9 protein-coding genes and 1 riboswitch are annotated in these 12,978 nt (G+C 71.6%); of the genes, 7 read left to right on the top strand and 2 right to left on the bottom strand.

Going from position 1 to position 12,978, the window contains the following annotated elements:
- Window positions 1-194: 194 nt before the first annotated feature.
- Window positions 195-719 (bottom strand): hypothetical protein, encoded by a 525-nt coding sequence (locus tag ACN263_RS26215; RefSeq protein ID WP_422736952.1) that lies wholly within the window; start codon window positions 717-719, stop codon window positions 195-197.
- A gap of 120 nt (window positions 720-839) precedes the next feature.
- Window positions 840-6,683, bottom strand: coding sequence for a ThuA domain-containing protein (locus ACN263_RS26210; protein ID WP_422736951.1), 5,844 nt, complete (start codon window positions 6,681-6,683; stop codon window positions 840-842).
- Between the two features lie 291 nt (window positions 6,684-6,974).
- Window positions 6,975-7,084, top strand: a riboswitch (TPP riboswitch).
- On the opposite strand from ACN263_RS26210, the gene thiE reads away from it, so the two are divergent.
- From thiE to thiC, 7 genes are all read left to right on the top strand, one after another.
- Window positions 7,079-7,702: a thiamine phosphate synthase gene (gene thiE, locus ACN263_RS26205; protein WP_422736950.1), complete on the top strand. Its 624-nt coding sequence runs from the start codon at window positions 7,079-7,081 to the stop codon at window positions 7,700-7,702. It overlaps the preceding riboswitch by 6 nt.
- Complete coding sequence (thiO, locus tag ACN263_RS26200) at window positions 7,699-8,793, top strand: glycine oxidase ThiO (RefSeq protein WP_422736949.1); 1,095 nt, start codon at window positions 7,699-7,701, stop codon at window positions 8,791-8,793. Before thiE ends, thiO begins: the two co-directional genes overlap by 4 nt.
- Window positions 8,793-8,993 carry a sulfur carrier protein ThiS gene (gene thiS, locus ACN263_RS26195; RefSeq protein WP_422736947.1) on the top strand — a complete coding sequence of 67 codons (201 nt, stop codon included), beginning with the start codon at window positions 8,793-8,795 and terminating at the stop codon, window positions 8,991-8,993. The genes thiO and thiS overlap by 1 nt, the downstream gene beginning before the upstream one ends.
- Window positions 8,990-9,769 carry a thiazole synthase gene (locus ACN263_RS26190; RefSeq protein WP_422736946.1) on the top strand — a complete coding sequence of 260 codons (780 nt, stop codon included), beginning with the start codon at window positions 8,990-8,992 and terminating at the stop codon, window positions 9,767-9,769. The genes thiS and ACN263_RS26190 overlap by 4 nt, the downstream gene beginning before the upstream one ends.
- Window positions 9,766-10,503, top strand: coding sequence for a thiamine phosphate synthase (locus ACN263_RS26185; RefSeq protein ID WP_422736945.1), 738 nt, complete (start codon window positions 9,766-9,768; stop codon window positions 10,501-10,503). The genes ACN263_RS26190 and ACN263_RS26185 overlap by 4 nt, the downstream gene beginning before the upstream one ends.
- Window positions 10,500-11,285, top strand: a complete 786-nt coding sequence (thiD, locus tag ACN263_RS26180; RefSeq protein ID WP_422736944.1) for a bifunctional hydroxymethylpyrimidine kinase/phosphomethylpyrimidine kinase — start codon at window positions 10,500-10,502, stop codon at window positions 11,283-11,285. Before ACN263_RS26185 ends, thiD begins: the two co-directional genes overlap by 4 nt.
- Before the next feature lie 17 nt (window positions 11,286-11,302).
- On the top strand, window positions 11,303-12,895 hold the full coding sequence (gene thiC, locus ACN263_RS26175; RefSeq protein ID WP_422736943.1) for a phosphomethylpyrimidine synthase ThiC: 1,593 nt from the start codon (window positions 11,303-11,305) through the stop codon (window positions 12,893-12,895).
- The last annotated feature ends 83 nt before the right edge of the window (window positions 12,896-12,978 follow it).

The raw sequence follows: 12,978 nt of genomic DNA, 5'->3' as shown, positions 1-12,978 counted from the left end.
CGTCGGGGCGGGGCGTGCCTTGATCCACTCCGGTTTCTGGATGGCGGGGTGTCCGCTGGCCCGGAAAGCGCGATTTCCTTGACGTCGAGTCGATCAAGCCCGGTCGGACGGCCGCCGGTCGGGCGGGGGCGGATGACGGCGGGCCGGGTCGCTGGTTGCGGCCCGGCCCGTTTCGTCGTCGGTGTCGGTGTCGGTCAGTCGGCGGCGCGGCGGCGGCCGAAGAGCATGGCCACCGCCATCGCGGCGGCGACGAGCACCAGCCCGGCCGCCGCCAGCGGCCACCATCGGGCAACGCCCTGATCGCCGGTCGGCTTGTTCAGCGCCACCGGGGTGGGCGGCGGCTGGCTCTGGGCCACCTGCGCCTGCACGGTCGCGGTGGTCTTGGTGCCGTACGGCGCCGGGGCGTTCACCGTCACCTGCCAGGTGCCGGGGGTGAGCACCGGACCGCTGCTGTAGAAGCCCTGACCCTCGGGTGCCGGCTCCAGTTGCACCGGACCCACCTGCTGCTTGTCCGGGCCGACGGCGGTGAGGGTCAACCGCACCACCTGGTCGAGCCGGCGGCCGTCGGCGTAGGTGGCCTGGATGGTCACCCCGACGGCGCCGTCACCGGCCACCACCAGCTTCAACTTGTCGGCCCGTGCGGCGGCCGGAGCCGCCGCGACCAGCGCCAGGGCCAGCCCGGCGAGGACGGCGGCGACCGCCGTGCGGATACGCGTCACGGACGTCTCCTTCCTAGGCCGTGTGTCAAAGTCCTCGGCCCGACCGAGGGCTTTGACACACGGCCTGATGAGGGAGGCCCCTCCCCGACGCCGGAGCGTCGGGAAGGGGCCTCGGTCGGATCAGAGCTGGCGACCGGGTGCCAGCCGGGTGGCGTCGCCACCGAGCCGTCCCGTGCCCTTGACCGGCTCGCCGTCATTGGCCTTGACGCCGGCCTTGCTGGCCGTCCCGCCGAGCCGCACGATCATCGCGTCGGCGTCCCGGGTGAGGGTGTCCCGGATCTCGGCCTCGGCCACCAGGGTGGCGTCGGTGGCGAGGTCCCGGAACTGGGTCAGCTGCTTGATCGCCTTGTTGTCGTTGCCGGCCGCCTCGGCCTGGCGGGCCGCGTCGAGCTTGGCGGTCAACTGCTTGTGCGCCTTGGCCGACAACCGCCCCGTCGCCTTGAACCGGTCCAGCAGGAACTGCATGTCCCGGAACGAGGTGGTGACGAAGAACCGGACGTTCGAGGTCGTCTTGTTGCCGGCCTTGTCGGTCGCGGTGACGGTCAGCTCGTGCAGGCCGAGCGACAGCTCGTACATGGCCTGCAGGGTGCCGCTGGCGTACGTCTTGCCGTCGAGCTGGCCGACCACGGACGCGATGCCCGAGGTCGGGTCCACGGCCTGCCAGGACACCCGAACGTCCTGGCTGTCGCCGTAGAGCTGGCCGTCGGCGATGCCGGAGACCAGCAGCGTCGGCTTGCTGCCGTCGATCTTCAGGATCGCCGACTTGAGCGTCTCGACGTTGCCCGCCTTGTCGGTGGCCCGGTACAGCAGCTCGTGCTGCCCGTCACCGGTCACCTCGACCGGCTCCGTGTACGGCGTCCAGGCGCCACCGTCCAGCGACCACTCGACCGTCTTGACCCCGGAACCGGCGTCGGTCGAGGCGAGCACCACCGGGATCGTCCCGTTGTGCCAGCCCTCGTCGTTCGCCGGAGCGAACGTCGCCGTGGTGACCGGGGCGGTGGCATCGATCTTGACCGTGACGGTCTTCGTCGACTCCACGTTGCCGGCCTTGTCGGTCGAGCGGAAGCGCAGCTCGTGCTCGCCGTCACCGCTGATCGCCACCGGGGCGTTGTACGCCGTCCAGGCGGTGGCCCCGTCCAGCTGGTACTCGGTGCCGGCGAGCCCGCTGCCGCCGGCCTCGTCGGCGGCGGTCAGGGTGACCGTCACCGGGCCGGTGTACCACCCGTCGGTGGGGGTGCCGGACACCGTCGCGGTGGTGACCGGCGCCTTGTCGTCGGCCACCTTCGTGCTGACCCGGAAGTAGTCGAACGCGGCCGTCTTCGACGCCGTCTGGTTGGCGCCGAGGGTGAACAGACCCACCTTCGGGGTGGCTCCCACCGCGCTGTTGGTCAGCGCCTCCAACGCGGTCCAGGTCGTCCCGTCAGCCGAGTACGACGCGGTGAAGGTGTCGCCCACCCGGGCCAGGCGCAGGTACCACACCGCCGAGGTGAGGCTGGTCGCCTCCGGCTGCGGGCTCTGCACCGTCCCGCCGATCTCGCTGCGGAACTCGATCCGCCGCGTGACCGCCTGGCCTGCCTGGTTGTCCGCGATGAAGTCGAACTTCAGGTAGTTGTCGTCGTCGGCCATGACGATCAGACCGGCCTGCTGGTACTGCTCGTTCAGCAGGCTGCCGTCGACCTTCGTCTCCAGGGTCCAGTCGCCCGAGGGCGCGGTCTGGAGGATGAAGTTCTTCGGCCCGGTGTTGTCGGTGCCGTAGATGTCACCGTTCGGCACGTCGATCCGCAGCGCGCCGTCGGTCACCCGGTAGCCGTTCGGGTCCTCCCGGAGGATGGCGTCCCACCGGCACTTGTCCAGCGTGGTGCCGGTGAACTCGTCCGACGGCTCGACCGGGCCGGCCGGAGCGTCCGGCGTGACCACGAACGAGTCGAACGCGGCGTCCACCACGGGCGCCTCGGTGCCTCCGTTGAGCGCGAAGACCCCGATCCGCGGGTTGGTGATGCCGGCGAGCGCGGCCGAACGGCCGACCGGGGTGAAGGTCTGACCGTCGCCCGAGAAGGAGGCGGTCAGGTTCGTCCCGTCGCTGGTGACCCGCAGGTACACGGTGTCACCCGCCGGTGCGTTGGCGGCGTCCGCGGACTCGTTGCGCGGCGTCCCGGCGGTCTCCCGGATGAACTCCACCCGACGACTGCCGTTGTAGAGCAGGTCCACCTTGGCGTAGTTGTCGTCGTCGCCGTACACCAGCAGACCGGCCTGCTGGTAGTTGGCCGTCACCGGAAGCGTGACCTTGGTGGTCATCTCCCAGGCGCCGGTCGGCGCCGGCTGGAGCACCAGGTTGGTGGCGTCGTTACGGGAGCCGTAGAGGTCACCCACCGCGGTGGGCAGCTTCAGCGCGCCACCGCTGAGCGAGTAGAGCTGGTTCTCCCGGACCACCGTGGTCCACCGGCTCTTGTCCAGCGTGTTGCCGTTGAAGTCGTCCGAACGCGCCCCGAGGCAGGACGTGTCCGGAGCGTTCACCCGCACCGGCACCGTGGCGTACGACTTGGCGCCCTTGCTGTCGGTCACCGTGAGGGTGGCCGTGAAGGAGCCGACGCTGGTGTACGTGTGGCTGGCGTCCAGGGTGGACGCCGTGCCGCCGTCACCGAAGTCCCAGGCGTACGTCAGCGGGGTGTCGCCCTCGGCGTCGGTGGCGGTGCCGTCGAACGCGACGGTGAGCGGCGCGGTGCCGCTGCCCGGGGTCGCGGTGGCGGTGACCACCGGCGGCCCGTTCTCGGTGACGCCGCGACCGACGAAGTCCATCCAGTTGACGTTGAACAGCGAACCGGTTCCGCCGTTCGGGTCGCGGGCCACGAAGTACAGCCCGCCGCTCGCGGCACCGGTCACCGGCGCGCTCACGTCGGTGTACGTCTGCCACGCGCCGGTCGCCGGAACGGTGGCCGTGGCCACGATCGGTCCGTCGACCGCACCGGCGTGGACCTCGATCACACCGCCGGCGGCGGCCGAGGCGGCCCGGAACCGGATCTCGGTGATGTTGGTCAGGTTCGCCGGGACGACCGACCACCAGTCGCCGTCCTCGATGAACCCGATGTTCTGGCCGCCACCCGCGGTGTCCGACCCGGTCTCCCGCTGCACGCCGGCGTCGCCGCCGCCGGTGCTGCCGGCTACCCGCCCGGTGGCCGAGAAGTACTCGGCCTGCTTCTGCTTGGGCTGCAGGATCTCGATCTGCCGGCCGGTGAGCGCGCCGGAACCGCCCGCGCCACCCTTGTCGGTGTAGGTGGCCTCGAAGACCGCGAACACGTTGGCCTCGGCGCCGTGCCCGGAGGCGAGCGACGTCTGGACCGTGCCGGTGCAGCCGGTGTGCTGCTCCAGCGGGTGGGCGTGCTCGTCGTGACCGAGCAGCACCTGGAGGTTGACCTTGGAGCAGTCGATCTGCCCGTCCTCGGGGTCGGTCACCTTGACCGTGTAGTTGACCTGGTCACCCCAGTTGAAGAAGCCACCGTCCGGCGGGAACTCGATGGTCACCGTCGGCGCGGTGTTGCCCACGGTGACCGGCACGTTGGCCACCGCGGTACGGCCCTTCGGGTTGGTCACGGTGAGCTGGGCGGTGTAGTTGCCCGCCGTCGCGTACGTGTGCGTCGGGTTGGCCTCGGTGGAGGTCTGCCCGTCGCCGAACGCCCAGGCGTAGGTGAGCGTGCCACCGTCCGGGTCCCGGGAACCGGCGCTGGAGAACTCCACCGTCAACGGGGCCGGACCCGAGGTCGGGTTGGCGGCCGCCGCGGCGATCGGCGCACGGTCACCGGCGATGTAGTCGATCCGGTAGACCCCGGAGTTGTCGTTGTTGCCGCCGAAGCCGCTGCCCCACTCGATCAGGTACAGCGCGCCGTCCGGACCGAACTCGAAGTCCATCGGCCGGATCATCGACATGCCCGGGAGCAACTGGTTGATGTCCACCAACGACTTGCCGTCGGGGGTCATCTGCATCGTGTACATCTTGTTCTGGTTCCACTCGCCCAGCAGCGCCTTGCCGTCGTAGTAGGCCGGCCACTTGCGGGTCGAGTTGAGGTTGGCGTCGTACCGGTAGGCCGGGCCGCCCATCGGAGCCCCACCGCCACCGATCTCCGGGTACCGCGCGTCACCGGCGTAGCCGTAGTCGACGGTGGCCGGGATGACCGGCGGGAGGTTGGTCAGACCGGTGTTGTTGGGCGAGTTGTTCACCGGCGCGGCGCAGTCGAACTTCGGACCGCTCGGGCCGGACGGGAACGTGTAGTCGTTGTACGCCTCGTTCGTGCCCGTGCAGTACGGCCAGCCGTAGTTGCCGGGGGTCACGACGTTCCACTCGACGAGACCGCGCGGGCCCCGGTCCGGGTTGTTCGAGTTGGCGTCCGGCCCGTAGTCACCGACGTACAGCGTGTCGGTCTTCGGGTCGGTGCCGATCCGGAACGGGTTGCGGAAGCCCATCGCGTAGATCTCGGGACGGGTCTTCTCGGTGCCCGGCGCGAAGAGGTTGCCCGACGGCACGGTGTACGTACCGTCGTCCTCCGGGTGGATCCGGAGCACCTTGCCGCGCAGGTCGTTCGTGTTGGCCGAGGTGCGCTGCGAGTCGTAGTCCTGGCGACCCGGGCGCTCGTCCAGCGGCGCGTACGCGTTCGACTCGAACGGGTTGGTGTTGTCGCCGGTGGCCAGGTAGAGGTTGCCGGCGCTGTCGAAGGTCATGCTGCCGCCCGCGTGGCAGCAGGTGTTGCGCTGGGTGTCGACCCGCAGCACCTGCTTCTCGCTCGCCAGGTCGATGGTGTCCCCGGTCACGGTGAACCGGGACAGCAGGTTCCGCGACACGTTGTCGTTCGGGGCGTAGTACAGGTACACCCACTTGTTGGTGGCGAAGTCCGGGTCGAGCCGGATGCCGATCAGGCCGTCCTCGTTACCGGTGAAGACGTCCAGGTCGACGGCGGTGACGGTGTTGCCGGTGTCCGGCTTGATGATCTGCACCCGACCGTCGCGCTCGATGTAGAAGACCCGCCCGTCGGGGGCGATGTCCAGCTCCATCGGGTTGCTGGTGTTGCTGTCCAGCGTCACCTTCTCGAAGCTGGCGGTCTTCGACGCGCCGCAGTCGGCGTCGACCACGCCGGCCGCCGTCTGGATGCCGCCGAGCAGGTGCTTGAGGAACTCGGGCTCGGCGTACGACTCACGGGTGTGACCGCCGCCGGTGTACCAGGAGCGGCCACCGTCGAAGTCCTGGCACCACGCCGTCGGGTGGTCGGCGCCCATCGCGCCGGCGCCCGGGGTGTAGCTCTTCTCGTCCAGGCTGGCCAGCACGTGCACGTCCGGCCGCGGGTTGGTCTGGAAGTTGTACCACTCGTCGAACCGGGACCAGCGCTCCGGCAGCCCGGCGGTGGACGGGTGGGCCGGGTCCTCCACCTTGACGGTGGCCTGCTGGTTCTGCGGGTGGTTGTTGAAGTACGCGCCGACCAGGTCGCCGTACCAGGCCCAGCTGTACTCGGTGTCCGAGGCGGCGTGGATGCCGACGTAGCCGCCGCCGGCCTTCACGTACCGCTCGAAGGCCGCCTGCTGGTCGGCGTTGAGCACGTCGCCGGTGGTGGAGAGCCAGATCACGGCCTTGTACTTGGCGAGGTTGGCGTCGCTGAACGCGGCACCGTCCTCGGTGGTGTCCACCGTGAAGCCGTTCGCCGCGCCGAGTTGCTGGATGGCGGCGATGCCGGTGGGGATGGAGTCGTGGCGGAACGCGGCGGTCTTCGAGAAGACCAGGACGGAGTAGGGGTCGGCCGCTGCGGCCTTCGGTGCCTTCGGCACCGCCTGGGAGAGCGGAGCCGCGACAGGCACGTCTCGCGCGGGGATCTGCGCTCCGGTCGGAGCTGCCTGCGCCGGGGACCCGAGAAGGGCCGTCGACGTCAGGGCCAGGGACAACAGGGTAGCGGTGAGTGGTACACGGGCACGACGAGAACGGGACACGCCGCCTCCAATGTCGCGGTGGACAGGACTCGCGGGGCCGGCTCGCCGAAGACCGTCCCAGATGGAGCCGGTGGGGACGCCGTGCCAGGGCGTCCACGCCGGCATTTTGTCGAATCGCTGAACAAATTAGTTCTGCTGCATCGATGTCCGGCAAGATGCCGGCGGGTAACGGTTCTGCAACGGCGGGCGACATTCCGAACAGGACCGGAGAAAGCACCCCGATCGATCTCCCGCGCCGAGGCCGCCGACCCGTCCCTTGGCAGCGCGCCGGAACTGTCGTACGGTGACACGCAAGTAACCCACGGGAGCCCGGTGTACCGGGCTGAGAGGGGGGCTGACAGCCCCCGACCGTCGAACCTGATCCGGGTAATGCCGGCGCAGGGAGGAGCGTTGCCGTGCCGTCCCTCGGGCGACTGCATCTGATCACCGACACCCGACCCGGGCGCGACCCACTCACCGTGGTCCGCGCCGCCCTCGCGGCAGCCCGCGCCGACCTCGTCGTGCAGGTCCGGGTCGAGGACTCGGCCACCGACCGCGAGGCGTACGACCTGGCCCTGCGGGTGTTGGCGTTGGCCGCGCCGTACGGGGCGACGTGCCTGGTCAACGACCGGCTGGACGTGGCGCTCGCGGTCGGCGCCGCCGGTGGACACGTCGGCGCCGACGACCTGCCGGTCGCCGCGGCCCGGCACGTGCTCGGCCCCACCGGCGTGTTGGGCGCCACCGCCCGCGAACCCCGGACCGCGCTCGAGGCGGTCGTCGCCGGGGCCAACTACCTGGGCGTCGGCCCGTGCCACGCCACCAGCACCAAGGCCGGTCTGCCCGATCCCATCGGTTCCGTCGGGGTACGCGACGTCGCCGACGCGGTCGACGTGCCGGTCATCGCGATCGGGGGAGTGACCGCCGACCGGGTGCCGGCGCTCCGCGCCGCCGGGGCGTACGGGGTGGCCGTGGTCGGGGCGATCTCCTCGGCCGCCGACCCCGCGCGGGCGACCACCGAGCTGCTGCGGGCGCTGGCGTGACGCGTACCGACGTGGCGGTGGTCGGTGCGGGTCCGATCGGACTGGCCGTCGCGTGGCGCTGTGCCACCCGTGGGCTGCGCGTCGAGGTGTACGACCCGTCACCCGGATCGGGGGCGTCGGCCGTCGCCGCCGGGATGCTCTCCCCGGTCGCCGAGGCGTACTTCGGGGAACGGCGGCTGACCGAGCTGCTGGTGGCGTCCGCCGCCCGGTGGCCCGGGTTCGCCGCCGAGCTGACCGAGGCCAGCGGCACGCCGATCGGCTACCGGACCGAGGGCACCCTGATGGTCGGGTTGACCGGCGACGATCTGGCCGAGGCGCGCCGGCTGTGGGCGTACCAACAGGGTCTTGGTTTGCCGGTGACGCCGCTGCGCCCCAGCGAGCTGCGCGACCGCGAACCGGCGCTCGCCCCCCGGGTGCGCGGCGGCGCGCTCGCGCCCACCGACCACCAGGTCGACCCCCGGTTGCTGGTGCCGGCGCTGGGCACCGCCGCGCGGCGGGCCGGCGTGACGTTCGTGCCCCGGCCGGTCCGGCGGCTGTCCGATGTGGATGCCGAGGTCACCGTGGTCGCGGCCGGCTGCGGCGCGGCCGCCCTCACCGGCCTGCCGGTGCGGCCGGTGAAGGGCCAGATCCTCCGGCTGCGCGCGCCCGGCGGCGTCGCGCCGGGCTTCCGGCACGTGATCCGGGGGTACGCCGACGGCGAGCACGTCTACCTGGTGCCCCGCGCCGACGGCGAGGTCGTCCTCGGCGCGACGGTCGAGGAGCGGGCGGACACCACCGTCACCGCCGGTGCGGTGCAGCGGCTGCTGCGCGCCGGGATCGACCTGCTGCCCGAACTGGCCGAGTACGACCTGGTGGAGGCCGTCGCCGGGCTGCGGCCCGGCACCCCGGACAACGCGCCGATCCTCGGGCCGCTGCCCGGCCGACCGGGCGTGCTGGCCGCCACCGGACACCACCGGCACGGCATCGTCCTCACCCCGGTCACCGCCGAGGCGATCGCCGACCTGGTGTGCACCGGAGTGCCCGACCCGCTGCTCACCGGCTTCGGCGCCGACCGGTTCGCCGACCCGATGCGCAGTTTCGAGGAGGAATGATGGAGCTCACGGTGAACGGAGCCGGGCGTAGCGTGCCCGGCGGGGCGTCGGTCGCCGACCTGGTCCGCGACGTCGTACCGCACCAGCGGGGCGTCGCGGTCGCGGTCAACGGCGAGGTGGTGCCCCGGGCCGGCTGGCCGGCCACGGTGCTGCGCGACGGCGACCGGGTCGAGGTGCTCACGGCCGCGCAGGGCGGGTGAGCGGCATGCCGTTCGACCTGGGCGGGGAAACGTTCGGCTCGCGGTTGATCCTGGGCACCGGTGGGGCCGCGAACCTCACCGTGCTGGAACAGGCGATCCGGGCGTCCGGCACGGAACTGGTCACGCTGGCGCTGCGCCGGGTGGACACCGCGCCGGGCACCGGCGGTGGGCTGCTGGACCTGCTGGACCGGTGCGGCGTACGGCTGCTGCCGAACACCGCCGGCTGCCACACCGCCACCGAGGCGGTGAAGGTGGCCCGGCTGGCACGCGACGCGTTCGACACCGACTGGGTGAAGCTGGAAGTCATCGGCGACGAGCGGACGTTGCTGCCGGACGGGGTGGAGTTGCTGCGCGCCGCCGAGGAACTCGTTGCCGACGGTTTCACCGTGCTGCCGTACACCAGTGACGACCCGGTGCTCGCCCGCCGCCTTGCCGACGTGGGCTGCGCCGCGGTGATGCCTGCCGGTGCGCCGATCGGCTCGGGGCTCGGTATCGGCAACCCGCACCACATCCGGCTGATCCGGCAGAGCGTGGACGTGCCTGTGATCCTCGATGCCGGCATCGGCACCGCGTCCGACGCGGCGCTGGCCATGGAGTTGGGCTGCGATGCCGTCCTGCTGGCCAGCGCGGTCACCCGGGCCGCCGATCCGGTGGCGATGGCCACGGCGATGCGGTACGCCGTCGAGGCCGGTCGCCTCGCCGCCGGCGCGGGTCGGATCGCCCGGCGCTTCCACGCCCTCGCGTCCACTCCGGACGAGGGAAGACCGGACCTGTGACGGGATCGGCACCGTCGGGGGTCGTGCTGCTCACGGATCGTCTGGTCGCGTCCGCTGGGCTCGACCGGGTCGTGGCGGCGGCGGTCGCCGGGGGAGTGCGCTGGGTGGTGCTGCGGGAGAAGGATCTGCCGCGCACCGAACGCGCCGCCCTCGCCGCCGACCTGCGCGCGATCCTCGCCGACGTCGGCGGGACCCTCGTCGTGGCCGGCCCCGACCCGCTCGGCGGTGACGCCGTGCACCTGCCCGCCGCCGGCCCGTACCCGCCGCCACCCCACCGCCTGGTCGGCCGCTCCTGCCACAACGAGACCGAACTGCACCGCCTCACCACCGAGCACTACGCCACGATCTCCCCAATCTGGCCCACCAGAACCAAACCCGGCTACGGCCCACCCCTGGAAGCCGCGGGACTGCGGAAGCTGATCGAAAGCAGTCCGCTGCCCGTCCTCGCCCTCGGCGGAGTGGAGACACCGGAGCAGGTAACCGCCTGCGTGCAAGCAGGAGCCGCCGGAGTAGCAGTGCTCGGCGCCCTCATGCGAGCAGAAGACCCCACAGAAACAGCCCACCAACTAACAAGCGCCTTCGCCAAGGCGGTCACCCGCGAGAGCTGCAACTGCCCCGCGCAGGTCTCCACGTCAGGGCTGCGGCCGACCGTGCCCACGCAGGGATCAAGCCTGACCGCCCGGAGTGGGCACGGTCGGCCGCAGCCCCAAAGCGCAACCAAAGAGGAGAGATGACCCCGAAAACCACCCTGACCATCGCCGGCTCAGACTCCGGCGGAGGCGCGGGAATCCAGGCCGACCTCAAGGTTTTCGCGGCGCTCGGCGCGTACGGCACGAGTGTCCTCACGGCGGTCACCGCACAGAACACGCGGGGTGTGGACGCCGTCCTGCCGTTGCCGCCGCGCACGGTCGAGGAGCAGTTGGACAGCGTGCTCGCCGACTTCACCGTGGGCGCGGTCAAGACGGGGATGCTCGGCACGCCCGCCGTCGCCGACGTGGTGGCCCAGGCCGCACGGGACGGCCGGTTGCCCCAGCTCGTCGTCGATCCGGTGCTGGTCGCCACGAGTGGGCACCGGCTGGGCGTGGTGGGTGCGGTGGAGCGGCTGCTCCCGTACGCCCGGGTGGCGACGCCGAACTGCGCGGAGGCCGCGGCCATCACCGGACGCGGCGTGGACGACGTGGCGGGGATGGTCCTGGCCGCCGAGGCACTGGCCGCCGGCGGCCCGGAGTACGTGGTGGTCACCGGCGGCGACGTCGAAGGGGACGAGGCGGTCGACGTGCTGTGCGGCGGCGGCGTCACCACCCTGCTGCGCGGTCCCCAGGTGGACACCCGGCACACCCACGGCACCGGCTGCTCGTTCTCGGCGGCCATCGCCGTGCGACTCGCGCTGGGCGATCCGGTGCCGGCGGCGGTGCAGGCCGCCAAGGAGTACGTGTTCCGCGCGCTGACCGGCGGGCGGGGCTGGGAGCTGGGCGCGGGGCGCGGACCGCTGGATCACTTCGGCTGGTCCGCCTGATCACCAGGGAGGTTGTCATGCAGGCACGAGGCAAGGTGTACGTCGAGGGGTCGCGGCCGGATCTGCGGGTGCCGTTCGCGGAGGTGACGCTGACCGGTGACCTTCCGCCGGTACGGCTCTACGACACGTCCGGCCCGGGGTCGGACCCGGAGGTGGGGTTGCCGGCGCTGCGCGGCCCGTGGATCGCCGAGCGTGGTGACGTGGCCCCGGTGCGGGGCGCGGGTACGCCGCTGGCCGGGGTGGACGGTCGTCGACCCACGCAACTCGCGTACGCGCGGGCCGGTGTGGTGACGCCGGAGATGGAGTTCGTGGCGATCCGGGAGAACGTCGACCCCGAGCTGGTGCGGTCCGAGATCGCCGCCGGCCGGGCGGTGCTGCCGCTCAACGTCAACCACCCGGAGTGCGAGCCGGCGATCATCGGCAAGGCGTTCCTGGTCAAGGTGAACGCCAACATCGGCACGTCGGCGGTCAGCTCGTCGGTCGCCGAGGAGGTGGAGAAGCTGACCTGGGCGACCCGCTGGGGCGCGGACACCGTGATGGACCTGTCCACCGGTAAGCGCATCCACGAGACCCGCGAGGCGATCGTGCGGAACTCGCCGGTGCCGATCGGGACGGTGCCGATCTACCAGGCCCTCGAGAAGGTCGGCGGCGACCCGGTGAAGTTGAGCTGGGAGGTGTTCCGGGAGACGGTCATCGAGCAGGCCGAGCAGGGCGTGGACTACATGACCGTGCACGCGGGCGTGCTGCTGCCGTACGTGCCGCTGGCCGTGGACCGGGTGACCGGGATCGTCTCCCGGGGTGGCTCGATCATGGCGGCCTGGTGCCTGGCGCACCACGAGGAGAACTTCCTCTACACCAACTTCGCCGAGCTGTGCGCGATCCTCGCGCGCTACGACGTGACGTTCTCGCTCGGGGACGGGCTGCGGCCCGGCTCGATCGCGGACGCCAACGACGAGGCGCAGTTCGCCGAGCTGCGTACCCTCGGCGAGCTGACGAAGGTCGCCTGGGAGCACGACGTGCAGGTGATGATCGAGGGCCCGGGCCACGTGCCGATGCACAAGATCAAGGAGAACGTGGACCTTCAGCAGGAGTGGTGCCACGAGGCCCCGTTCTACACGCTCGGGCCGCTGACCACCGACATCGCGCCGGCGTACGACCACATCACCTCGGCGATCGGCGCCGCGATGATCGGCATGTTCGGCACCGCCATGCTCTGCTACGTCACCCCGAAGGAACACCTCGGCCTGCCGGACCGGGACGACGTGAAGGCCGGCGTGATCGCGTACAAGATCGCCGCCCACGCGGCGGACCTGGCCAAGGGGCACCCGGGGGCGCAGGCGTGGGACGACGCGCTGTCGAAGGCGCGGTTCGAGTTCCGCTGGGAGGACCAGTTCAACCTGTCCCTCGACCCGGAGACCGCGCGCTCGTACCACGACGCGACCCTGCCCGCCGAGCCCGCGAAGACCGCCCACTTCTGCTCGATGTGCGGCCCGAAGTTCTGCTCCATGAAGATCACCCAGGAGCTGAAGGAGTACGCCGCCCGCGGCATGAAGGACAAGTCGGCGGAGTTCGTCTCCGGCGGCGGCAAGGTCTACCTGCCGCTGGCCTGACCGGGCTCGCCGGGACCGGCGGGAGACGATCGACTCGGGTTCGGTGACGTCGGGGCATCCACGCGACTGGATTGGCCCGGCTG

The sequence above is a fragment of the Micromonospora sp. WMMD729 genome, assembly GCF_049315225.1.
Classification (GTDB): domain Bacteria; phylum Actinomycetota; class Actinomycetes; order Mycobacteriales; family Micromonosporaceae; genus Micromonospora.
This window is presented reverse-complemented; position numbering and strand designations above follow the sequence as displayed.

Bases quoted from the DNA above. Each gene is read 5' to 3' on its own strand.
- thiC (WP_422736943.1), top strand. From the start codon at position 11,303: ATGCAGGCACGAGGCAAGGTGTACGTCGAGGGGTCGCGGCCGGATCTG.
- thiS (WP_422736947.1), top strand. From the start codon at position 8,793: ATGGAGCTCACGGTGAACGGAGCCGGGCGTAGCGTGCCCGGCGGGGCG.
- thiD (WP_422736944.1), top strand. From the start codon at position 10,500: ATGACCCCGAAAACCACCCTGACCATCGCCGGCTCAGACTCCGGCGGA.